The sequence below is a fragment of the Ruoffia sp. FAM 26255 genome (assembly GCF_045528525.1).
GTDB classification, from domain to species: Bacteria; Bacillota; Bacilli; order Lactobacillales; family Aerococcaceae; genus Ruoffia; species Ruoffia tabacinasalis.
In genome coordinates, this window is sequence record NZ_JBGQQX010000018.1 from 1 (window position 1) to 24,413 (window position 24,413).

21 protein-coding genes are annotated in these 24,413 nt (G+C 35.6%); 18 read left to right on the forward strand and 3 right to left on the reverse strand.

The window, feature by feature from the left end; all coding sequences use genetic code 11:
• Positions 1-160: 160 nt before the first annotated feature.
• The 5 genes from lysA (at position 161) to ACEN31_RS05060 (ending at position 7,267) form a co-directional block, all read left to right on the forward strand.
• On the forward strand, positions 161-1,456 hold the full coding sequence (gene lysA, locus ACEN31_RS05040; RefSeq protein WP_407108807.1) for a diaminopimelate decarboxylase: 1,296 nt from the start codon (positions 161-163) through the stop codon (positions 1,454-1,456).
• Positions 1,457-1,469: 13 nt separating this feature from the next.
• Positions 1,470-2,360: a 4-hydroxy-tetrahydrodipicolinate synthase gene (dapA, locus tag ACEN31_RS05045; RefSeq protein WP_407108808.1), complete on the forward strand. Its 891-nt coding sequence runs from the start codon at positions 1,470-1,472 to the stop codon at positions 2,358-2,360.
• A gap of 19 nt (positions 2,361-2,379) precedes the next feature.
• Positions 2,380-3,150 (forward strand): 4-hydroxy-tetrahydrodipicolinate reductase, encoded by a 771-nt coding sequence (dapB, locus tag ACEN31_RS05050; RefSeq protein WP_138404656.1) that lies wholly within the window; start codon positions 2,380-2,382, stop codon positions 3,148-3,150.
• A 636-nt stretch (positions 3,151-3,786) separates the two neighbouring features.
• The gene (locus ACEN31_RS05055) at positions 3,787-5,538 is read left to right on the forward strand and encodes an ABC transporter ATP-binding protein (protein ID WP_407108809.1); all 1,752 of its coding nucleotides are present in this window, start codon (positions 3,787-3,789) and stop codon (positions 5,536-5,538) included.
• Positions 5,522-7,267 carry an ABC transporter ATP-binding protein gene (locus tag ACEN31_RS05060; protein ID WP_407108810.1) on the forward strand — a complete coding sequence of 582 codons (1,746 nt, stop codon included), beginning with the start codon at positions 5,522-5,524 and terminating at the stop codon, positions 7,265-7,267. The genes ACEN31_RS05055 and ACEN31_RS05060 overlap by 17 nt, the downstream gene beginning before the upstream one ends.
• A 65-nt stretch (positions 7,268-7,332) precedes the next feature.
• On the opposite strand, the gene ACEN31_RS05065 is transcribed toward ACEN31_RS05060, so the two are convergent.
• Positions 7,333-8,028 carry a histidine phosphatase family protein gene (locus ACEN31_RS05065; RefSeq protein ID WP_138405303.1) on the reverse strand — a complete coding sequence of 232 codons (696 nt, stop codon included), beginning with the start codon at positions 8,026-8,028 and terminating at the stop codon, positions 7,333-7,335.
• 171 nt (positions 8,029-8,199) lie between these two features.
• On the opposite strand from ACEN31_RS05065, the gene ACEN31_RS05070 reads away from it, so the two are divergent.
• The 4 genes from ACEN31_RS05070 (at position 8,200) to holA (ending at position 11,783) form a co-directional block, all read left to right on the forward strand.
• Positions 8,200-9,156: a YihY/virulence factor BrkB family protein gene (locus ACEN31_RS05070; protein WP_407108811.1), complete on the forward strand. Its 957-nt coding sequence runs from the start codon at positions 8,200-8,202 to the stop codon at positions 9,154-9,156.
• 15 nt (positions 9,157-9,171) lie between these two features.
• Positions 9,172-10,365 (forward strand): FtsW/RodA/SpoVE family cell cycle protein, encoded by a 1,194-nt coding sequence (locus ACEN31_RS05075; RefSeq protein ID WP_407108812.1) that lies wholly within the window; start codon positions 9,172-9,174, stop codon positions 10,363-10,365.
• A 20-nt stretch (positions 10,366-10,385) separates the two neighbouring features.
• The gene (locus tag ACEN31_RS05080) at positions 10,386-10,682 is read left to right on the forward strand and encodes a glycine cleavage system protein H (RefSeq protein WP_407108813.1); all 297 of its coding nucleotides are present in this window, start codon (positions 10,386-10,388) and stop codon (positions 10,680-10,682) included.
• Between the two features lie 84 nt (positions 10,683-10,766).
• The gene (holA, locus tag ACEN31_RS05085; protein ID WP_407108814.1) at positions 10,767-11,783 is read left to right on the forward strand and encodes a DNA polymerase III subunit delta; all 1,017 of its coding nucleotides are present in this window, start codon (positions 10,767-10,769) and stop codon (positions 11,781-11,783) included.
• 66 nt (positions 11,784-11,849) lie between these two features.
• On the opposite strand, the gene rpsT is transcribed toward holA, so the two are convergent.
• On the reverse strand, positions 11,850-12,104 hold the full coding sequence (gene rpsT / locus ACEN31_RS05090; protein ID WP_138405307.1) for a 30S ribosomal protein S20: 255 nt from the start codon (positions 12,102-12,104) through the stop codon (positions 11,850-11,852).
• Between the two features lie 252 nt (positions 12,105-12,356).
• Here rpsT and uvrB point away from each other — a divergent pair, with 252 nt between their 5' ends.
• The 6 genes from uvrB to ACEN31_RS05120 all read left to right on the forward strand — a co-directional run bounded on the left by uvrB (position 12,357) and on the right by ACEN31_RS05120 (position 21,878).
• A complete protein-coding gene (gene uvrB / locus ACEN31_RS05095) occupies positions 12,357-14,351 on the forward strand; it encodes an excinuclease ABC subunit UvrB (protein ID WP_407108815.1) in 1,995 nt (664 codons plus the stop codon).
• Positions 14,352-14,554: 203 nt separating this feature from the next.
• Positions 14,555-16,609: an acyltransferase family protein gene (locus ACEN31_RS05100; protein WP_407108816.1), complete on the forward strand. Its 2,055-nt coding sequence runs from the start codon at positions 14,555-14,557 to the stop codon at positions 16,607-16,609.
• Between the two features lie 159 nt (positions 16,610-16,768).
• Positions 16,769-17,038 carry a 30S ribosomal protein S15 gene (gene rpsO / locus ACEN31_RS05105; RefSeq protein WP_138405310.1) on the forward strand — a complete coding sequence of 90 codons (270 nt, stop codon included), beginning with the start codon at positions 16,769-16,771 and terminating at the stop codon, positions 17,036-17,038.
• Positions 17,039-17,282: 244 nt separating this feature from the next.
• Positions 17,283-19,385 carry a polyribonucleotide nucleotidyltransferase gene (gene pnp, locus ACEN31_RS05110; protein WP_407108817.1) on the forward strand — a complete coding sequence of 701 codons (2,103 nt, stop codon included), beginning with the start codon at positions 17,283-17,285 and terminating at the stop codon, positions 19,383-19,385.
• A gap of 192 nt (positions 19,386-19,577) precedes the next feature.
• The gene (locus ACEN31_RS05115) at positions 19,578-21,266 is read left to right on the forward strand and encodes a ribonuclease J (protein ID WP_407108818.1); all 1,689 of its coding nucleotides are present in this window, start codon (positions 19,578-19,580) and stop codon (positions 21,264-21,266) included.
• A 12-nt stretch (positions 21,267-21,278) separates the two neighbouring features.
• On the forward strand, positions 21,279-21,878 hold the full coding sequence (locus ACEN31_RS05120) for an energy-coupled thiamine transporter ThiT (protein ID WP_407108819.1): 600 nt from the start codon (positions 21,279-21,281) through the stop codon (positions 21,876-21,878).
• A 123-nt stretch (positions 21,879-22,001) separates the two neighbouring features.
• Here ACEN31_RS05120 and ACEN31_RS05125 read toward each other — a convergent pair whose 3' ends face one another.
• Positions 22,002-22,340: a hypothetical protein gene (locus ACEN31_RS05125; protein WP_407108820.1), complete on the reverse strand. Its 339-nt coding sequence runs from the start codon at positions 22,338-22,340 to the stop codon at positions 22,002-22,004.
• Between the two features lie 154 nt (positions 22,341-22,494).
• Here ACEN31_RS05125 and ACEN31_RS05130 point away from each other — a divergent pair, with 154 nt between their 5' ends.
• From ACEN31_RS05130 to rpoZ, 3 genes are all read left to right on the forward strand, one after another.
• Positions 22,495-23,478, forward strand: coding sequence for an LCP family protein (locus ACEN31_RS05130; protein ID WP_407108821.1), 984 nt, complete (start codon positions 22,495-22,497; stop codon positions 23,476-23,478).
• 96 nt (positions 23,479-23,574) lie between these two features.
• Entirely contained in the window at positions 23,575-24,207 is a 633-nt protein-coding gene (gene gmk, locus ACEN31_RS05135; RefSeq protein ID WP_138405144.1) for a guanylate kinase, read from the forward strand.
• Between the two features lie 6 nt (positions 24,208-24,213).
• A complete protein-coding gene (gene rpoZ / locus ACEN31_RS05140; RefSeq protein WP_138405145.1) occupies positions 24,214-24,411 on the forward strand; it encodes a DNA-directed RNA polymerase subunit omega in 198 nt (65 codons plus the stop codon).
• Positions 24,412-24,413: the final 2 nt, after the last annotated feature.

A 24,413-nucleotide genomic window follows, 5' to 3' on the forward strand; every position in this document is an offset into this window, starting at 1 on the left:
TTAAAGATGAGAACACAACACAAACTATCGTTGCATAGAGAGACACTTAAACATAGGAATAAAAAAAGAGCCAAGGTGACTGCGTCACCTGGCTCCTCGGTCCACCAACATCAAAAATTCATGAACCCTTTTTGTTTACTTTTATTTAAGGAGTGGAAGAATGCATTTAGAACCGTATCAAACGAAGGTGAATAACGAACTGGTTCATTCACATCATAAATATTCAGATTTAGCTCAACAGTATGGAACACCGCTTTATATTTTCGATGAAGAGAGTTTTAGAGATCGCGTGTATCGTTTCAAAGAAGCATTAGAGAATCCTTACTTTGAGACAGAATTATTATTTGCATCGAAGTCTGTTTTGACACTAGCGATTGCAAAATTGATTTCAGAGTATGGAATAGGACAAGATGTTGTTAGTGCTGGGGAGATTTTTACTGGGAAGAAAGGTGGCGTTCAGCCATCGAAGATGTACTTTCACGGAAATAACAAATTAGATGAGGAATTAGCTTTTGCGGTCGATCAAGAAGTGGGAACAATTGTCATTGATAACCGAATGGAAGCTGATAGACTCAATAATATTTTAGAGCAAAAAGGGAAAAAGCAACGCGCACTATTACGCTTAAATCCTGGAGTTGAGGCGCATACTCATGAATACATTAAAACAGCTAACTTAGATTCAAAATTTGGAGAGAGTGTCTTCGATGAGAAGATTGAAGACATTATAGAAAGCATCCATAACTATGATAATATTGAATTAGCAGGTTTACATTGTCACATTGGTAGTCAAATATTTGATTCAGAATCATTTATTAAAGCGGCGGATGAAATGTTACTCTTTGCTCATCGCATTCAAACGAACTTAAATATTCCGATTCGTGAAATTAATTTCGGTGGCGGTTTTGGTGTTTACTATACTGAAGAGGATAAACCTTTTGATATTGCTGAATTCTTACCGGATTTTATCGAGCATGTTCATGAAAAGTCTACTGAATACGGGATTCAATTAGAGAAGGTGACAATTGAACCTGGAAGATCTTTAGTTAACAATTCTGGAAGTACTTTGTATACGATTGGTGATATTAAGCAGACCGTAGGTGGTAAGAAGTACGCCTTTATCGATGGCGGGATGACTGATAATATCCGTCCTGCTTTATATCAGGCTGAATACGAAGCAGCCTTGCCGAATAAAATTAACGAACCGATTAAAGAAACGTACACCATTGCTGGTAAGGCCTGTGAGAGTGGGGATGTCGTGATTAATAAGATTGATCTTCCTCAAGTTGAAACAGGTGATTTATTACTAGTAAATGGGACAGGGTCGTATAATTATTCTATGGCAAGCAATTATAATCACATTCCCATTCCTGCCATGGTGCATATTGATGGTGAGAAAAGTTACTTAACAGTCAAACGTCAGTCATTTGAAGATATCATAGCAAATAATATTATATAGGAGGATATTTATAATGAGTATTTACGAAGGTTCAGCAGTTGCATTGGTTACCCCATTTATCGAGAACACAAAGGAAATCGATTGGCGCGCATTTGAAAGCCTATTAGACTTTCATTTAGAAAATAATACAGATGCTTTAGTAATCACTGGAACAACGGGTGAGAGTTCAACTTTATCAGATGAAGAGCAAATTGAGTTGATTAAATTTGTTGTAAAACATGTTGAAGAAAAACTTCCAATCATTGCAGGAACAGGTATTAATGATACACGTCACGCTATAAAACTAAGTCAACAAGCTGAGCATGTGGGAGCAGATGCATTACTTATCGTCACCCCATATTACAATAAGGCATCTTACAATGGTATGTTAGCTCACTTCCGAGCGATTGCTGATTCAGTAAACATCCCAATTATTTTATACGATGTTCCCTCTAGAACCGGTACATCATTAACACCAGAACAAGTGGGTATTCTAGCAGAGCATCCAAATATTGTGGCTTTAAAAGATGCGGTAGGTAATTTAGATTATACTCGCGCAGTGCTTGATAATGTGCCAGATGATTTCGCAGTTTATTCAGGGAATGACGATTTAAATTACGATATTATCGCTTTAGGTGGTAAAGGTGCTATCTCAGTAACCGCTAATATCTTACCGAAGGAAGTTCATGATTTATGTCGTCTTGCTTTAGATGGACATACGGAAGAAGCTCAACAATTAAATTATAAACTTGAAGATATTAACCGTGATTTATTTGATGAAGTGAATCCAATCCCAGTAAAATACTTAGTTCACAAAATGAACCGTTGTGCTTTATCATATCGTTTACCTATGGTCCCACCAAGTGAGGAAAGTGCTGAATTATTAGATACTTACTTAGGCTTAATTGAAAAATACACAATATAGAGAATAGAGGATTGATAAAGTGAATATTATACTAATTGGATCCGATGGCGCTATGGGTAAAGTTGTCACTAATATCTCGAAAGAGTTAGGTCATCAAGTGGTTGCAGGTTTGCAATCAACTGAAGAAACAGAACAACCATTTCCAATCGCTACAAATTTTGATGATTTAACAAAAGTGGTTGAAGAGCTTGAAGTTAAACCAGAAGTGATGATTGATTTTTCAACTCCTCAATTAACGGATGAGTTACTAGCATTTGCAGTGGCTCAAAATCTCCCACTTATGCTTGCAACTACAGGGCAAAGTGAAGCACAAGAGCAAGCAATTCAAGAGGCAAGTAAATCCGTTGCTATCTTAGATACTCACAATACAAGTATCGGTGTGAATGTGATGCAAGAAGTGAGTAAGCATTTAAGTAAAGTATTATATCCTTTAGGTTATGATATTGAAATCATTGAAAAACATCACCGCTACAAGAAAGATGCACCAAGTGGTACAGGTAAGATGTTACTGGACTCGGTTGAGGAAGGTATGTCAGAAAGTGCGACAAAAGTGTATGGACGCGAGGGTATTGGCGAAGCAAGAGAACACCAAGAAGTTGGTTTACATGCTATTCGTGGTGGTGATATTGTCGGTGAACACACGATTATCTTCGCAAATAATCAAGAAACACTTGAAATTACTCACCGTGCAGGATCAAAAGAGTTATTTGCCAGAGGCGCAATGGCTGGAGCAGAATTTTTAATTAATCAAGCCGAACCAGGTATCTACTCAATGAATGATATTTTTTAAACGAATTGTGGTTCTGTGAGAAATTCATAAATAACAACTCAGTAATTGTGGCTAGCTTTGCCATGATTGCTGAGTTTTTTTGTTTGTATTTTGTGATTACGTGTCCTTGAAAAAATCACAGGGACGTCTTTCGTGTTTTCGTGTCCTTGAGAAAAACTCAGGGACATTATTCGTGATTTCGTGTCCCTGACAAAATCTCAGGGACATTATTCGTGATTTCGTGTCCTTGACAAAATCTCAGGGACATTATTCGCTTTTTCGTGTCCTTGAGAAAATCTCAGGGACATTATTTGCGATTTCGTGTCCTTGAAAAAATCTCAAGGACACAATCACGTACATTTTTAATCAAATATTAAATCCAGATTAGAAATCGCTTTACTTTTAGTTAAACATCGTGTAATCTTATTTTTAGAAAACACGAAAGGAGGATGTCAGATGAAACTAGCAGTTCAAATAAGTTCAAATTTATTTAATATGACATCACCTTTAATCGTTCATAATATTAGGGTTTGCAACTAGACAATTAGATCAACTATGTCTAAGTATGTAATTCTACAGCTGATATTTTATGAGCCCTTAATTGTGGTGATAAAATATCTTTTTTTGTGCAAATTTTAATAGGAAAGTTGGGAAACTATGCTTCAGTCAATGTGGTATTACATTAAGAAACACCCTGGAAAATATATATTTGGTGGTATGACAGCAGTTCTTACCAGTATATTATATATTTTCCCAAATTATATTATTCAACTCTTTATCGATGATATTGTAACAAATCAATTAACTCAAGCTGTCTTAGTGCGATATTTATTCTTTTTATTTATATTAATGATATTAATTTATGCGGGGGATGTGACTTGGTTTAGAGTTTTATTCGGAGAGTCATATCAATTCCAGAAAGAATTAAGACAAACTGGTTTTAAAAGTTTACTTGGCTTTCGTGCTTCTTTTTATGAAGCTTTTCGTTCCGGCGATTTGATGACACGAATGACGTCAGATATCGATACGATAGGAATGTTACTAGGTTATGGTTTAATGATTGTATTGGGAGACGGAGCGTTATTACTAAGTTTCCTTGCAGTTATGATTTTTACGATTTCTTGGCAAGTCACTTTAGTTAGTTTGATTCCTCTACTGATCTTTGGTGTTATTATTTATTTCCTTAGTAAAGAAGTGGATAAGCGTTATGATGCTATTAGAGATTCTGTAGCTGAATTGAGTAATGAAGTGTTAGAAGTGGTTGATGGCGTTCGTGAGATGCGAGCGTATGGACGGAAAGATTTGGAACAAAAGAGATTTCAAGAAAAAACACAGAAAGTTGTCGATAAGGCGAATCATTTGGCGATGGTGAACGGCTTATTTGGTCAAATTGCTAAAGCCTTTGGTGGGTTAAGTATCGCCATCGGACTCATGTATTGTAGTTATTTAGTGAATTTAGGTCAATTATCAGTGGGTAAATTAGTTTCTTTCCAATTATATTTAGCTATGTTAAATGGAACGATTTGGGGAATGACAGAAATAGTTGTTATTTACCAACAAGGTAAAGTTTCATTTGAGAAGCTCAATAATTTAATCAAAGCGAATGATCTCATGGAAGCAGACGGTCATCTGACGCTTGATTCGATTGAAAGCATTGAGTTTCAAGATTATTCCTTTAAATATAAAGAGGATGATAAAGAGACAATTAAAAATCTCAATTTTACGCTTCAACGAGGAGAAACGTTGGGAATTGTCGGTAAGACCGGGAGCGGGAAAACGACGATTATTCGACAATTATTAAGACAGTATCCAATTAGCGGATCTGGAATAATCAAACTCAATGGTCGAGATATTCATGAATATCAACGGGAAAGTTTAGAAGCGATGATTGGCTATGTGCCACAGGAACACATACTTTTTTCTCAAACTGTAAAATATAATATAATGTTTGGAAATAGTGAAGCTAATGAGGAAGACCAATTGGCCCAAGCGATTGAAAATGCGGCCTTTACAAAAGATTTAGAGCGTATGTCAGAAGGGCTTAAAACGTTAATTGGAGAAAAAGGTGTGTCGATATCTGGAGGACAAAAACAAAGGGTATCGATTGCCAGAGCGCTAATTAAAGAACCAGAGTTATTAATATTAGATGATTCACTTTCAGCGGTTGATGCAAAGACTGAAAGAGCCATCATTACGAATATCCAAAACATCCGTGGGGATAAGACGAATATTATTGTCACTCATAGGCTTTCTGCGGTAAATCAAGCGGACATGATTATAGTTGTAGACGATGGACGCATCGTTGAATACGGCTCACCGAAAGAATTATTAGCGAACGAAGGTTGGTATTACGAACAATTCAACAAACAACAATCAGAAGGGGGCGCTGAGAATGAAGACATTCACTAGACTACTTGGTTACTTACGTTATGAATGGAAACTCTTGTTATCAGGGTTCATTCTGTTGATTTTCTCTACAGGACTTTCAATATATACACCAATTATTGCAAGTAAAATGATTGATTATGTGTCCCTATCCGTTGCGAACGAAGAGACTGTTAATATTACCTTTATTACGGAACAATTTGGCTTTTATCTTATAATTACATTTATCTCAGCGATTCTTGGTTATGTGGGATATTTGCTTTTAGCGAATGGATCGAATCGGCTAAGTAAAGTAATTCGAGATGAAGCTCACGAGCATATGCAAAAGTTACCGGTTAGTTATTTTGATGATATTCCAGCTGGAAAGATATCTGCTCGAATCGTCAATGACACAGAGGTTTTAAGAGAGAACTTTTTTGCAAATTTTACGACTCAAATACTCATTAATACAATGACCATTCTAGGTGTATATATTGGTATGTTTGCTGTCAGCCCGACGATAGCAAGTTGGTTATTACTACTCATACCAATAATCGTCGTTTGGCAAATGGCTTTCTCTAAAAAAATTCAACCAATCAATACTTTATGGAGAGAATCGGTCAGTGAACTGAATAGTAAAATCGCTGAAATTGTTCAAGGTGTGTCGATTGTTCAAGTGTTCAATCAACAAGAGCATATGGCTGAAGAGTTTGAGCAAGTCAATCAAACTTGGCTAAATACTAGAAAAGAATCCTTAAAGTACGAAGCGTTTTTTGCTTGGAATTTGTCCGGACTCTTTAAGAGTATTGTTACTTTACTTGTGATGTTGTATATAGGAACGCAGTTTACAAGCGGTATCTTATCTATATCAATTGGAACCTTATATATCGTCATCAATTATGTAGAACGTTTATTTGACCCCATTACAATGATTGTTCGTTTAATTACGATATTGCAACAAGCGTTATCAGCTGGAATGCGCGTGTTCGAGTTAATGGATACCCCCGTTGAGAAAGATTCTGACAAGTCATTAATAGTTACTCAAGGAAATGTTGAATTTAATGATGTGACCTTTGCTTATAAAGAAGGCAATAATGTTTTACATCAGTTAAATTTTAATGTAAACGCGGGTGAGACCATTGGCTTAGTCGGTCATACAGGTTCAGGTAAAAGCTCAATCATTAATTTACTATTTCGCTTTTATGATCCGCAAGCAGGCCAAGTAATTATTGACGGGCAAAACATTGAAGAATATAACCGAGAAAGCATTCGAGAAAAAATGGGGATTGTCTTGCAAGAACCATATTTATTTTCTGGTACGATTGCGACAAATATTAGTATGAACAATCCCGAAATTACCGATGATATGGTACTTGAGGCGCTCATTAAAGTTGGAGCACAACCATTAATTAATAAATTAGAAAAAGGAATCCATGCTGAAGTTGTGAAAAAAGGGCAAGCTTTTTCTTCAGGAGAGCGGCAATTAATATCTTTTGCTCGTACCTTAGCCAATAATCCGAAGATTTTGATTCTTGATGAAGCAACCTCTCATATTGATACGGAGACCGAGGAAGTCATTCAACATGCGATGAAAGTTGTAAAAGAAGGACGCACTACCTTTATTGTGGCACACCGTCTTTCAACCATTAAAGATGCAGATCAAATCATCGTCATGGACAATGGACATATTCAAGAAAGAGGCACTCACAGAGAGCTACTTGATCTTGGAGGCACTTATACGCAAATGTATCAAATGCAAGGAAGTATGGCATAAAAATAGCGCAGGACGAGGGAATCAACTCCCAAGTCCTGCGCTTTTAATTGTTCATTATAGATTAATTAATCATTCGCTGCTTCATCAGCAACATCTTTAAAGTGTTCAACTTGATTATATGCAAGCATCTCGAAATGTCCGTTTTGGTATTTAACAATAGATACGGATGCATTTTGTAATGCATCAGTTTCATCGAAATCAGCAACTAAACCATGTAATAGATTGCGAATTGTCATCCCATGACACACAACTAAAATATTTTGGTCCGTTCCAGCGTGACGGTTTAGTAATTTTAGTAAACCAGATTCTACACGATTCCAAAATTCAGTATAGTTTTCTGCAAAGTGATATGGATCCGCTTCTTTGAACATATTCATAATATCTTGAATTTGATTCTCAGTTCCTTCAGGCAACCCATGTTTGATGTTTACCCTTTGTTCAACTTCTGGCCAAACTTCAGCAGCAGAAAGACCTTCAAAAGATCCAAAGTGAACTTCACGAAATTCTGGCATTTGTTCGATTTCTAAGTGCTCATTATTATGATTTTCTTCTAAAATAATTGAAGCTGTATCAATTGTTCGTTTTAAATCACTCGTATATACAGCATCAAATTCAATATCGGCTAGACCTCTACCACTGCGATGAACATTTTTAATTCCTTCTTCGGTTAATAATGCATTCGACCATCCTTGCATTCGACCATAGAAATTGAAATATGTTTCACCGTGGCGTACAAAATAAAATGTTACTCCTTTACTCATGCCTTACCTCCTAATTGTTCTGAATCCATTATACTATAGAAAACACGTGTGTCTAAGAAATTAAAGGAAAATATAAAAAGTCTAGATTATTACAGATTCTTAAAGTGCAAAATGATATAATATGTGATAATCTTATGTAGTTATAAAAATGAATTGAGAGGTCTGATAGAGATGGATCAACCTTCGGTATTTAATAAGCTAATGAAGACGTTCCAAATTAATAATCAACAGTTGGCATTTGGTAGTTATGCTGCCGAATTATCTTTCTATGTTATTTGGGCGCTAGTGCCGTTAATGCTTGCATTATCAAATATTATTGCTATACTTCCTTTTTCAGAAGCGCAAATAATTGACACAATCCAATTAGCCTTACCAGATGAAGTCGAAGTAGCGATTATTCCCTTATTGGAGACTTACTTAACAGGTACAAGTTCAGGTTTGTTCTCGCTAAGTTTAATCATTTCATTATGGCCAGCTTCGAATGTGTTTAATACAATGCAACGTGTGTTAAATACAATATATAAAACCGTACCTAGAAAAAACTTTTTTATCGCACGATTATTTGCTTACGTATTTACTTTGCTGATTGTTATTGCGTTAGTTACATTTACATTCGCACTTGTATTCGGCGAGACAATTATTGATTATATTCAAGAAGTCTTTGGTATTCAATTTTTCTTATTAGATTTTTTCGTGAATCAAGGGTGGATATTAGGTTTATTAGGTGTTTTTATTCTATTAATTGGTATTTACCAATTTATGCCAAATGTTAAATGGCCAATCAAATATGCAATACCTGGAACGATTTTCGCCTTACTTGGCTTTACATTAGTATCTCAGTTATTCAATGTTTATATGAGATTTGCTGGTGGAAACGTTGGTGGGGGAACGATTGGTGTATTCATGGTTGCGATCATTTGGTTATATTTAAACGCGATGGTTATTGCCATAGGAGCTTACATCAATGTCTTTTATCATGATTTTAAAGAGAAAAGTTATTGGCAATTGGTTGAAGAAACTAGTAAGTATCAATCATTTGTCTCATATAGTGATAACTTTAAACAAACTAATTCAAATCAGTTTGAATTGACCAATAAGATATATAAGAATTTTACAAACAAGCAATAAAGAAAGGTGAAATGAATGACATCTATTAGACAAATACGTCGAGATAATGAAAACCGGATAGATTACGGCATTATCTTAAATGTTATGGTCTTAGCAATCATCGGATTGTTAAGTGTATACTCAACAACAACACTCATCGAAGGGGGAAATCTCGTTCCAACTTTATTCCATGCCCTTTGGTATGGGGTAGGTACGATTGCTGTAATTGCAGCGATGCAATTAGATAGCGAACAATATTGGAAGCTTTCCACTTATCTATACGGATTCGGTTTACTACTATTAGTATTAGTACTGTTCTTCTATGATAGAGAATTAGCAGTTACCGGGGCAACAAGTTGGTTAAGAATCGGTTCGCTATCGGTTCAACCTTCAGAGCTTTTCAAGCCTGCCTATATTGTATTTATGGCACGAGTTGTCACTGAGCATAATAATAAATACCCTAATCGAACAATAAAGACAGACTTTATGCAATTAGGAAAAATATTAATGTTCGCAGCACCACCGATGATCTTAATTCAGTTACAAAATGACTTAGGAACAAACTTAGTTATCATGTCAATCACTGCTGGAATTATTCTAATGTCAGGAATTAATTGGAAAATTCTTGCACCAATTGCGACAACCGTTATTGTAGTCGCGGGAGGAATTATTATTGTCGTTGCGAATTTCCCAGAATTTTTAATTGATAATAATATAGTTCAAGAATATCAGATTAACCGTATCTTAGACTGGTTACGTCCTTTTGAAAACACACAAGGGAGTGGGTATCAGTTAGCGCAAAGTATTAAAGCTGTTGGATCGGGACAATTGAGTGGTAAAGGCTTTGGAGTTTCACAAGTAACCGTACCGGTTCGTGAATCCGACTTTATCTTTACGACCATCGCAGAAAACTTCGGTTTCTTAGGAAGCTCTGTTTTACTCTTTGTTTATTTCATTTTAATTTATCAAATCGTACAAATTTGCTTTAAAACGCGTAATGAATTTTATTCATACATTGCGGCGGGTGTTATTTCAATGATTTTATTCCACGTTCTAGAGAATATCGGAATGGCCATTGGTTTACTACCAATTACAGGGGTTCCACTTCCATTTGTTTCGCAAGGTGGTTCGGCTTTACTAGGGAATATGATTGGGATTGGCTTAGTCCTATCTATGAAATATCATCACCGAAGCTACATGTTTGGAATGGAAGATGATTTTAGTTATTAAATTTAGAAGGGTGATTAATAATGGAATTATTAAATGAAAATTTATGGATGACTGAAGAAGATAATATTGTAACGATTGGTTTAACACCAGAATTACAAGATGAAGCGGGAGATATTTCATACGCAAATATCGCTTCATTAGGAAAAATTGATGTTGACGATACAATTATTAATGTTGAAGCTTCTAAAGCTGCGATTGAAATACCTTCACCTATTCAAGGGAAAGTTATTGAACGTAATGAGGAAGCAGAAGATACACCATCTTTACTTAATTCCTCAGATACAGCAAATAACTGGGTTGTAAAAATTCAAAAGTAAAAGATTATGATAATAAAACGGATATTACCTTGATGTATTAATCTTTGGTGATGTTCGTTTTATTTTATATGAAGGAGGGAAAAGATGGAGTTCCAACAAGTCATGCAACAAATCAATAAGAAGCAAATTGATCCAATCTATACGGTTGTCGGACCTGAGAATTACCTCAAAAACCAGTTTATGGAAGGCTTGTTTCAACAATTAGGCGGGATCGATGTTTTAGATATCTCACGAATTGACTTACAAGAAGTGACGATGAATGATGTCTTGGATGAGGCAGAGATGTTTTCTTTTTTCTCTGACTACCGTGTGCTCATCGTGTCGAATGCGACCTTTTTAAATTCGCAAAGTAAGAATAAATTAACTGATTCAGAACAAAAAAGATTACTAGGTTATTTAGATAATCCGAACCAAGCAAGTATTTTAATCTTTAATGTTGAAAATCCATCCTTAGACAAGCGAAAGAAACTCACTAAGAGTTTTAATAAACAAACAAAAATGGTTGATATATCAGAGTTAGATGAAGGTCAAGTAGCGCGTTATGTCCAGTCATATATTAATAATTTAGATATTTCGTTTACACGTGAAGCTGTTGAGGAATTGTTAATTAGGGTAAACTATCAACTAACTAATGCAATGACCGAAGTGAATAAACTGGAAATATTTGGACAAACTGATGGTAGAATTACACTCGATTCTGTTCGATCACTCGTTCCACGTACACTTGAATCGGATGTATTCCAATTAACAAATGCCGTTGCGAATAAAAATATTACTCAAGCGATTCAAATTTACCAAGATTTATTATTAATGCGTCATGAACCGATTGCTTTACATGCATTAATGGTTTCTCAATTTAGAGTGATTGTTCAATCAATGATACTAGGCCGACAAGGTATGAACCAAGCAGATATTGCTAAGCAGTTAGGCATTCATCCCTATCGAGTGAAGCTTGCTTTAACATCAGGAAGATCCTTGCAATTACCAGAATTACTTAACTTTTATGTTGAGATGGCAGAAGTGGATTTCGGAATGAAGACAGGTGTGGGGGATAAAGAGACTCACTTTTATATATTATTGTCGAAATTAACTTCTTTATAAAAAAAACGAAAATGAACTGTAAAAAGTTCATTTTCGTTTTTTTGTAATTAAGATAAAGTACCTTAATTATTTATTCATTAAGTTTGCTAATGTAGATTTGTTACGTGCTGCTTTGTTTGCGTGGATTAATCCTTTACCTGCAGTACGGTCAATTTGTTTAGAAGCTTTAGCGAATAATTCATTCACGTCACCTTCACCAGTTTCTACTGCATTACGAAAATCTTTGATTAATGAACGCATTTTCGAAACTTGTGCAGTATTACGTTGTTCTTTTACACTTGATTGACGAGCACGTTTAATAGCTGATTTAGAGTTTGCCATTGGTGTCACCTCTTTCTTACTGATTTCATTTGTCTAGTATATAAGCATTTGCTAACTTAGTCAACAAAAATTATTATACAATAAAATAGAAGAGTGATGCAATCTTTTTTTGTTTGTTTTAAACTGAAATTATACTAGAAAAATAACATAATCATTTATATAAACATATTGAAACAAAGAAGTAGAATTTTATAGCATTATAGAGTATTATGGTTTAAGCGAATAAATGTTCGGTTAATGAGGAGGCAGAAAATGGATAAATTTAATTTAATATCTCAGTATGAGCCAAATGGTGATCAACCTCAAGCAATTAAAGAGTTAGTTAAAGGATTAAATGACGGTGAAAAAGAACAGGTTCTATTAGGTGCAACAGGAACAGGTAAGACGTTTACGATTGCCAATGTAATTAAAGAAGTAAATAAACCTACTTTAGTTTTAGCACATAATAAAACTTTAGCAGGGCAACTGTATAGTGAATTATTAGATTTTTTCCCAGAGAATTCAATAGAATACTTTGTGTCTTACTATGATTACTATCAACCTGAGGCTTATGTTCCATCATCGGATTCATATATTGAAAAAGAAGCCATGGTCAACGATGAAATTGATAAATTACGACATTCCGCTTCATCCGCATTATTGGAGCGACGAGATGTTATTGTTGTCGCATCAGTTTCTTGTATATACGGGTTAGTGGATCCGGAGATGTATCGTAATCAAGTTCTATCAATTAGAAAAGGGCAAGAAGTATCGCGTGAAGAAGTATTGCGTCAGCTAATTGATATGCAGTTTGTTAGAAATGACATTGACTTTCAGCGGGGAACTTTTAGAGTTCGTGGAGATGTTGTTGAAGTGTTCTTAGCTTCGCGTGATAGTGAAGTGATTCGTATTGAATTTTTCGGTGACGAAATTGATAGAATTCGCGAAGTAGATGTAATGACCGGTGAGATTAAAAATGACGTTGATCATTTCCCTATCTATCCTGCAACTCACTTCGTGGCTGATCAAGATCAAACGTTACAAGCCGTTAATACCATTAAAGCGGAGTTAGAAGAAAGATTAGAAGAATTGCGTTCTGAGAATAAACTCTTAGAAGCACAACGTTTAGAGCAACGGACGACCTATGATTTAGAAATGCTCCTTGAGATGGGGTACTGTAATGGGATTGAGAACTATTCAAGACATATGGATGGGCGTGCGCCTGGAGAGCAACCTTATACATTAATTGACTTCTTCCCAGATGATTTCTTAATTGTAGTGGACGAGTCTCATATGACTATGCCACAAATTCGAGGGATGTATAATGGGGACCGAGCTCGGAAACAACAATTGATTGATTATGGCTTTAGATTACCTAGTGCTTTAGACAATAGACCGCTAAGATTAGAAGAGTTTGAAAAGCATGTGAACCAAATCATCTATATTTCAGCTACACCAGGACCATATGAATTAGAACATACTGATGACGAATATGTTGAACAAATTATTCGTCCAACTGGTTTATTAGACCCAGTGGTTGAAGTCCGACCAATTAAAGGTCAGATTGATGATTTAATTCAAGAAATTACGAAACGAACTGAACGCGATGAGCGTGTGTTTATTACGACCTTGACGAAGAAAATGTCTGAAGACTTAACGGACTACCTTAAAGAAGTCGATATTAAAGTCAAATACTTACATAGTGATATTAAAACGTTAGAAAGAACGGAGATTATCCGTGATCTAAGGTTAGGTATCTTTGATGTCCTTATCGGTATTAACTTACTAAGAGAGGGGATTGACGTACCAGAAGTGTCGCTTGTTGCTATCTTAGATGCGGATAAGGAAGGGTTCTTACGAGGTGAGCGTGCATTAATTCAAACGATTGGACGTGCGGCTCGTAACGAGAATGGTCAAGTAATTATGTATGCAGATAAAATGACGGACTCAATGACAAAAGCCATTGAAGAAACAGAACGTCGTCGTGAGATTCAAATCGCTTATAATAAAGAACATGGCATTACGCCCAAAACGATTAAGAAAGAAGTTCGTGACCTTATTCGAATTACGCATGAAGTTGAAAATGAGGAACAAGAAGAGAATATCCTAGCCCAATTCAAACAGCTCTCTCGTCTGCAACGTGAAGAAGAGCTTGAACGACTTGAGATGGAGATGCGTCAATACGCTAAGGATCTCAACTTTGAAGCGGCAGCAGATTTAAGAGATATTGTTATGGAGCTTAAAGCAACTTTCTTTAAACGAAAATAATTTATTTTAGAACAAAACTCTTTTGACTACATTATAGTCTGAAGCGTTTCGTTCTTTTGTTTTGCTTCGAACCTTTTTAAGGGCAATTTACTAATTAGAGAAAATTTAAATTAATTTAGATAAAAACAGATTTGGCCTTTTATAATAATAATGCTTCCTGTATAATAATTTATTGAGGTCATTCTTAATGAGGAGGTAATATAATGCGACAAAAGAAGAGAGTGCAAAGTTATGATGGCTTAAAAGGTTTAGCGATTATGGCTGTCGTTGCTTATCATTTATTCCCTTCCATAATACCAGGTGGATTTTTCATGGTGAATACATTTCTTGTTATTGGAGGATTCTTTTTTGCAAGAAATATTGAGAAAGTTCAGCCGGTTAAAGCATCAATTCAATGGAAAACGATCGGAAAGTATCTACTACATACGATAGAGAGGCTCTTTATACCACTCTTGTGGCTCCTAATATTTATCGTTGTCGGCTTATATATATTATATCCAACTGAATTAAGACATATTCAGAGTGATATATTTTCTGGGTTGTTTTTTGTAAATAATATTTATCAAATAGTGACGGATCAATCTTATTTTGTACAAATGTCAGATGCATCACCGTTTACTCACTTGTGGTATAATGCGATTCACTTACAATCAGTTCTAATCGCAACCGGTATCATCTTACTATTACAAAGATTAAAACTGTCAATTCCATCTAAAGGAATTATTTGGCTTTTTATTGTATTACTAAGCCATGTCGCTATCTTATTCTTATATACACCAGGCGAGGATCCAACGCGTGTGTATTATGGCATTGAAACCCGCTTTGCATCATTTGCGATTGGTGTCGCAGCAGCTTACATTACACCAACAATTCTAAATTTATTCTATAATTCAAGAATTAAATTGTTCGTATATAATTTAATTGCCATACTATCTGCAGGTGGGATGATTTGGATTGTTTTCACACAATCAGATCAAAACGAAGCTACGTATCTACTGTGGATGTCAGTATTTAATGTGTTGAGTATGTTACTAGTATTTTCAATTACTGTAGGCGCACCGACGGTGACAAGTTGGCTAAGTTTAAAACCACTGCATCTTATTGGTAAAAGGTCATATTCATATTATCTATGGTATTACCCAATTATTGTTTTTTACCTAGCATTTTACCGTGAATTAGGAGAAAACATTACCGTAGTCAATGTTTTATCCCTGATTACATTAGCAATTGTTGGGGAAGTCTTTTATCGTATCATTGAAAGCGGGGGCGTGAGAATCTGGTTTGGTTCTTCGTTCAACTTTAAAGAAGATGCGGAAGATATCGGTCATATGATTGATCAGAGAAAGTTCTTCCAACCTAAGCTATTCATCTTTATTGCTTATGTTGCTTTGATGGTTTTATTTGTTCGAGGTCTAATCTATTCAGCTGATAATAAACGTGTGTCTTTATTTGAATTAGAGTATCAAGCCTTTCAAACGAAACCAAACTTGCTGAATACGGCGTATCCATTAAGTGAACCGATTATCCAAGTTGAAGAAGATTTAGACCAAGTGGATGATACATTTGAGACCGTCTTCGTTAACGAGCTAGAAGTTGAAGATCCTGTAGAAGCATTACAAAATATTTATTTTGAACAAGAAACTTTATCAGCGGAACTTCAAGAACTTATTGCTGAGAACCAAGAAGTGTTTGATGAATTTGAAGATTTAAATCCAATTGTATTCGATGAGTTAACGCCACAAGAATTATTATTTGCCACAGAAGTGCCGGTAACATTCTTTGGAGACTCTATCGCTTTACACTTTACACCGAAAGTAGATGAAATTTTCTGGAATGGAAACATCTATGGTCAAGGAAGCTTGCAATTATGGGATGCGAATGACATCCTACGTGACATGGTTCGTGACGGAGAAGTTCAAGAGAATTTAGTCGTTGTCCTTGGAACCAATGCAGGATTGGATCAAGAAGGAATGGATGAATTGATGTCCATTGCGGGAGAAGAGCGTAATGTCTTCTTTGTAAATACAAACTCAAGAGTGATGCACATTCAAAATGTAAATGACACAATTAAAGACACAGCTGAGAAATATCCAAATGCCTACGAAGTTGACTGGTATAGCTATCAACAAGGGAATCCAGATTGGTATACAGAAGATGAAGTCCATCATACACCAGAAGGAATGGAACACTTTGCTGTGATTGTCACTCAAACGATGTTTGAATATTTACCAGAGGAAACAATTGAAGAAATTGAATAAAAATTCTTGCATTTACATGACATATAGTGTAAATTATATCAAGTGGTAATCTAGCACTGTAAAAGTGCTTGGAATACTATATAGCACCTATGCTCAGTTCAGCGAATCACCAACGCTTTTCTTGGCATCAGGGATAAAAAAAGAAAGAGGTGAAATGAGATGGCTTTAACAAAAGAACGTAAAACAGAAATCATGACAGAATTTGCTACTCACGAAGGGGACACTGGTTCTCCAGAAGTACAAATCGCTGTGTTAACTGCAGATATTAACTCATTAAACGAGCATATCCGCGAACATAAAAAAGATTTCCATTCATACCGTGGACTAATGAAAAAAATTGGTCACCGTCGTAACTTATTAGCGTACCTACGTAACAAAGACGTAGCTCGTTACCGCGAATTAATCCAACGTTTAGGATTACGTCGTTAATATGATACTAACTTCCGTTTCAGTAATGAAATGGAAGTTTTTTTTGTAGATATTCATAATATATTGCCCTTTATGAGCGCAATTATATAGAGAATATGCTAAACTAATTAGTGTGTGTTTTGGTAATTATCAATATTGGTAGATCTACTATACAAGTATGAGTTTGTGACGAGACGCGTCATGAGTTGATATTTGTTTAGTAGTTCTCCAAAACACACAATTTATCAATCAAAGGAGAGATACCATGTTCGAAAAACATGTTTTTGAAACAACTATTGGTGGACGCCCATTGTCAGTTGAAATTGGCGAATTTGCTCGACAAGCGAATGGAGCAGTCCTAGTAAGATACGGAGATACCGTTGTATTATCTACAGCCGTAGCTTCAAGTAGACCTGTAGACGGAAACTTCTTCCCGTTAACAGTGAACTACGAAGAGAAAAAATACTCAGTAGGTAAAATCCCAGGTGGATTTATTAAACGTGAAGGTCGCCCGTCAGAGAATGCGACATTAACTGCACGTCTCATTGACCGCCCAATTCGTCCAATGTTCCCAGATGGGGTACGTAACGAAATTCAAATCGTTAATACAGTATTATCTGTAGATCAAGATTGCTCACCAGAAATGTCAGCAATGCTAGGTTCGTCATTAGCCCTAGGTGTATCAGATATTCCGTTTAATGGACCGATTGCAGGTGTTAACGTTGGTCGTGTTGAGGGAGAATTAGTACTTAACCCAACGACAGAACAAAGCGCTCAGTCAGATATTCACTTAACAGTTGCAGGTACTAGCCAAGCAATTAACATGGTTGAGTCAAGTGCGGAAGAAGTGCCAGAAGATGAGATGCTTGAAGCATTATTATTTGGTCACCGTGCAATTAAAGAAATTAACGAATTCCAAGCGAATATTATTGAACAAATCGGTAAAGAGAAATTCGAATTAACGATTGTACAAAATGATGAAGAAATCATGGAAGAAATTTCTGGACGTTACCGCGAAGCTATGATTGAAGCGATTAAAACTGAAGAGAAAAAAGCGCGTGAAGATGCGATTGCTTTAGTTATGCAAGGTGCTGTCGCTTATTATGAAGAATTACACGCGGAAAACCCAGAAAAAGGTGAAGTTTTATCAGCTGTTAACGCTGCATTACAAGCCTTAGAAAAAGAAGTCGTGCGTCATTTAATTACAGCGGATCGCATCCGTCCTGATGGCCGTAAAGTAGACCAAATTCGTCCTTTAGCTTCTCGCGTAGGTTTATTACCACGTACTCACGGATCTGGTTTATTCACTCGTGGACAAACACAAGCATTAACTGTTGCGACATTAGCACCTTTAGGAGAGCATCAAATTATTGATGGCTTAGGTGTTGAAGAGTCTAAACGCTTTATTCACCATTATAACTTCCCACCATATTCTGTTGGTGAAACTGGACGTATGGGTAGCGCGGGACGTCGTGAAGTTGGACATGGTGCCTTAGGTGAACGTGCACTTGCACAAATTATTCCAGATGAAGATGTATTCCCATATACAATTCGTTTAGTATCAGAAGTATTAGAATCTAACGGTTCATCTTCACAAGCAAGTATCTGTGCGGGAACGTTAGCATTAATGGATGCAGGTGTTCCAATTAAAGCACCAGTAGCGGGTATCGCAATGGGATTAGTTATGGATGGCGACAACTATACAATCCTTACTGATATCCAAGGTCTAGAAGATGCTTTAGGAGACATGGACTTTAAAGTAGCGGGAACTGAAAAAGGGATCACTGCTTTACAAATGGATATTAAAATCGAAGGAATTACGGAGCAAATTTTAGACGAAGCGTTAGTACAAGCACGTCAAGCTCGACTAGCAATTCTAGAAGAATTAACTTCGACAATTTCAGAACCAAGACCTGAGTTAAGTCCATATGCACCTAAGATTGAAATGATTCAAATTAAACCAGACAAGATTAAAGTTGTTATCGGTCGTGGTGGAGATACAATCAACAAGATTATTGATGAAACAGGCGTTAAAATTGATATTGATGACGAAGGTAATGTAAGTATTGCCTCGACGGATCAAGCAATGATTAACCGTGCTAAAGAAATTATCGAACAATTAACACATGAAGTTAAAGCGGGCGAAATTTATGAAGGTACAGTTAAGCGTATTGAGAAATTCGGAGCGTTTGTTGAGATTTTACCTGGTAAAGATGGATTAGTTCACATTTCTGAATTAGAACATCACCGTGTAGGTAAAGTTGAAGATGTATTAGCAATGAATGATAAAGTTAAAGTTCGCGTTCAAGAAATTGACGATAAAGGACGTATTAACTTATCTCGTAAAGCTTTAATCGACAAAGAATAATACATACTATTAAAAGGCAAGTTTCACGAAAGTGAGCTTGCCTTTTTGTTTTTCAAAATTTATGAGGTGATAATTTCTGATAAATCATCATTTTCAAATATTGAGGAAGCAATTTTTTATTTTATTCCTAACTGTGCTATAATGTGATAAGTATATTATCAAAATGAAACTAACTAAATAAAGAGGTGTCAAATGAGTACAATAAAAATAATCCCGCTAGGTGGGGTGCGTGAAGAAGGTAAAAACCTTTACGTAGTAGAAGTGAATGAGTCAATCTTTGTTTTGGATTGCGGACTAGTCTTTCCAGAAGAAGAATTACTTGGTATCGATGCAGTCATTCCTGACTTTACATACTTAGTTGAAAAGAAAGATCAAATCGTTGGTATTTTCCTAACACATGGTCATGATGATGCGATGGGTGCATTGCCGTATCTATTAGAGAAAGTTGATGCGCCAGTATTCGGAACAGAATTAACGATCGAATTAGCAACGATTTCAGCTAAATCACAAGGTTTACATCAACATATCGAGAATTTCTTCAAGATTGATGAAGATGTTGAGATTGAATTTGAGGATGCGACTGTAAGTTTCTTCAGAACAACGCATACAATTCCAGGTTCTCTTGGTATTGTTGTCTCAACGGACGAAGGATCAATTGTTTATACTGGAGACTTTAAATTCGATCCAAGTTCTTCAGAACAATACAGTACAAATTATGGTCGTTTAACTGATATTGGTGAAGCGGGTGTTTTAGCTTTACTAAGTGATTCAGCCGATGCAGAGAATGCGATTCAATCAGTCAGTGATAAGAAGATTACTGCTGACATGACTGAAGTTTTCCGTAATGAAGACGGACGTGTTATCGTTGCTTCAATCGGAAGTAATATCTCACGTATTCAGCAATTATTTTATGCTGCTAAAAATTCAGGTAGAACAATCTTCTTAGCAGACGACCAATTATACAAAATTGTTGACATTGCGATTCAATTAAATCAGATTGAAATCCCAAGTAAAGACATTATCGGACAAGTGAAAGATCTAAATAACACGCCTGACAACGAAGTCATTGTGTTAGAAACAGGTGACGTTGGCGAACCAATTAAAAATGTTCAATTAATGGCGACAAATCGTCATTCATTAATCAATATTAAAGATGGTGATTTAGTTTACCTAGCTACAACACCTTCAATTGCGATGGAAACAGTCATTGCCAAAACAAAAGATATGATTTACAAAGCGGGCGGAACAGTTAAGTCTGTAACAGATAACTTTAAAACATCTGGTCACGCGAGTCAGTCAGATTTAAAATTAATGATGAACTTTATCAAACCTAAATTTGTTATCCCTGTTAACGGTGAATCAAGAATGTTAGCCGCACACGCACGTTTAGCAAATGAAGTAGGTTATGAAGATAATCAAATTTTCTTACCGTACATCGGAGATGTTATTGAGTATAACAAAGGTAAAATGACGATGACTGCCCAAGTACCAGCCGGAAATGTTCTTATAGATGGTATTGGTGTTGGTGATATCGGTAACGTCGTTTTACGCGATCGCCGTATCTTAAGTGAAGATGGAATCTTTGTGGTTGTTGCTACGATTTCACGTCGTTTAGGTCGCGTATTAGTCGGACCACAAATTACTTCTAGAGGTTTCGTATATATGAAGACAAGTATTGATTTAATTGAAGCTTGTTCAGATATGACCTTAGATATATTAGATGAACATTTAAATGGTGATAATTTTGACTGGAGTGAACTAAAAGGGGATCTTCGTGAAAAAATCGGTAAATACTTATATAAAGAGACTCAACGTCGTCCGGTTGTCTTACCAATTATTATGGAAGCTTCAAATTATCAACCTAATAAAGAAGAAAAATAGGGGAGGTATAGAATGAATCAACGTACAAGAAGTATGCTATTGGATAGTTTATATGCGATTGTTCTAGGTTTAATTTTAGCCGTTGCTGCACAATATGTTAGCTCATTCATACCAGGTGATTATTCAGGCCTAGCGATGCTTCCATTAATCTGGTTAGCGCTACGTTATGGTTCACCACTTGCTATTATTTCTGCTTTACTGACAGGATTAATTGTTGGCTTTACACGACAAGAATTTACGGATTGGTTATCAGTCCTCCTTGAAAAAGCTTTACTTTTATTATCTGTAGGTTTTGCTGGATTATTCGCAAAATACACGCAAAAAACCCTAAATAACCGTCGATACTCATCTACTTACTTAAACATATTTACGGGTGCCTTACTTTCGACAGCGAGTTATATGTTTATCAAATTCTGGTTAACACCTTTAGCCTTAGATGAGATTAGTTTACTACAAATTAATGGTTGGGAATTTTGGTTAAGTTTAGTTGTGGTTTGGTTAATTATTGGCTTAGTTATCTTAATTATGGCTCGTAGTAATCCAAAACTAATTATCCCTAAGCGAACAAAATATTTATCTCGAAAAGAAACATCATCATTACTAAATGATTAATAAATTAAATGAAGTGTTGGTTATTATTATTGCCAACACTTTTTTATTTGATAAAAAATGACAAAAGAACAAGACCACCAATTGTTTGCGGGGATTGTGCAAACAATTGGTGGTCTATGAGTTCTAAGCAGCGTTGGCAGACGCAGTTAGAATTTGTTCTAAAGATAGTATGTAAGATCGCTTTGAATTAACTTCACTAATTGCAATGCGACGATTATGTTGAACGGTCGAAACGACGTTTGCTAAAACAGTCTTTTGTTCAATCTCTTGTTGAGAATTGTAGTATTCAAATGTGATTTCGACAGGATCGAGCGTCACATAATGTTGATGTAATAACTTCTCTACTTCATATAGAGGCATTATAAATCGTTTATCTTGTTTAATTTGAGTATTTAAAAAGGGTTTGAAGAAGCGCTGAACAGTAGTTGCAAGATTAGAATTGGGTTTGATAGGTAATTCCATGAATGTCACTCCTTTATCCGAACAGATGTTTGTATTTATAGTATACGAACAAACGTTCCCTTTGTCAACACTTTCTTAAAAACAAAAGAATTTGAAATAAAATTCATAAAGTAATACAATAGATAAACAAAATTGAGTAATGAGAGGTTAATTTATGAGCGAAAATAATATGTCTCGTCGAAACATCCATCGAGAAAGACCTAAGAAAAGAAAAAAAGGATGTTTAATTTTCTTTATTATCATCATTGTTCTACTTATAGGAGCAGGCGCTGTAGGTGCTTATTTTTATAATAACGTTGTGAACACGGTAGATGTGATTCAACAAAGTAGACCTGAAGAACAAGTGAATTTACGTGATGAGGATGAACCAGATCCTGAAGTCAGTCGTATTCAAAATAAAGAACCATTTTCAATGTTAATATTAGGGGTTGAACCTTCAACCAATGATAATTTAGAAGAAGGTCAATCTGATATTATGGTTGTTGCCACAGTGAATCCTGAAGAAGAAAGTGTGGTTATGACAAATATACCTAGCAATACACTCACTGAAATTGCAGGACAAGAATCAGAAGGTATGATTCGAGAGGCGTATGAAACAGGTGGGTTATCGACAACCGTTAATACTGTGCAAGATTTACTAGAGATTCCGATTGATTATACGTTGACAGTGAATCTGAATGGACTTGCTGATATTATTGATGCGATTGGTGAAGTACCAGTGACTGCTACTGAAACCTTTGATCAAAAAGGGTATAGCTTCGTTGCAGGTGAAACGTATAATATGGACGGGGAAATGGCCTTAGCTTATATTGGTGATATTGATGAAGCGATTGAATCAGCTAATCAACAAGATAAAGCAAGACAAGTTGTCAGTGCGATTGTTCCACAAATTAGTCAAATTGATTCACTAGCGAGCATTCCTAAACTCCTTGGTAGTCTAAATGGTAATGTATTAACGAATCTATCTTTCAAAGATATTCAAACAATCGCCTTGGATTATCGTCAAATAATTACGAATGTGGAAACAGTACAGTTAGAAGGAAATTCTGAAACGATTGATGATGTAACTTACGAAGTATTAGATAGTAATACACTTACAAACATTCAAGAACAGTTAAAAGCATTGTTAGAGCAATAAAGAAACGCATGAAATTTCTTGATTTTATTTCAAGAAGAATTAAGATATGTTATGATAGTAGTTATAGACATATAGAGTTTTATTTTGGAGGTAAATATGAGTGACACAAGAGGGTTATTAATTGTATTATCAGGTCCATCTGGAGTTGGAAAGGGAACTGTTAGAGCTGCAATTTTTAAGAATAATATTTATAACTATGTATATTCAGTTTCAGCTACGACTCGCCAAATGAGACCAGGTGAAGTAGATGGTGTCGATTATTACTTTACCTCACGTGAGGAGTTCGAAGAGCTAATAGAGGAAGATGCTTTGCTTGAGCACGCAGAATATGTTGGGAATTATTATGGTACACCAATTAGAGCGATTGAAGACAATCTGTCTAAAGGCCATGATGTGTTTTTAGAAATTGAAGTTCAAGGTGCAATGAAAGTTAGAGAAAGAATGCCTGATGGGATTTTCATTTTCTTAGCACCACCTAATCTCAACGAATTAGAGTCTAGAATTACTGGACGCGGGACTGATAATCAAGAAATCATTTATGAACGCATGCAAAAAGCACGTGAAGAAATTGACATGATGAAACATTACGACTATGTTGTCGTAAATGATGAAGTTGATTGTGCAGTAAACAAAGTAAATGGTATAATACAAAGTGAACATTTAAAAGTTTCAAGAGTCGTTGATCAAATTAAATTACAAATACATAATTATTTTCAAAAAGGGGAGTAATCCATCATGATGTTATATCCATCAGTTGACAAATTAGTTGAAAAAGTTCCATCAAAATATAGCTTAATTATCCTTGCGAGTAAACGCGCGCATGAAATGCAATTATACAAGCATGAAATGTTAGATTCATACGAAGCAATCAAACCAGTTGGAAGAGCGTTAGAAGAAGTTGTTTCTGGCGACTTACAAATCAAAGAACAATAAAA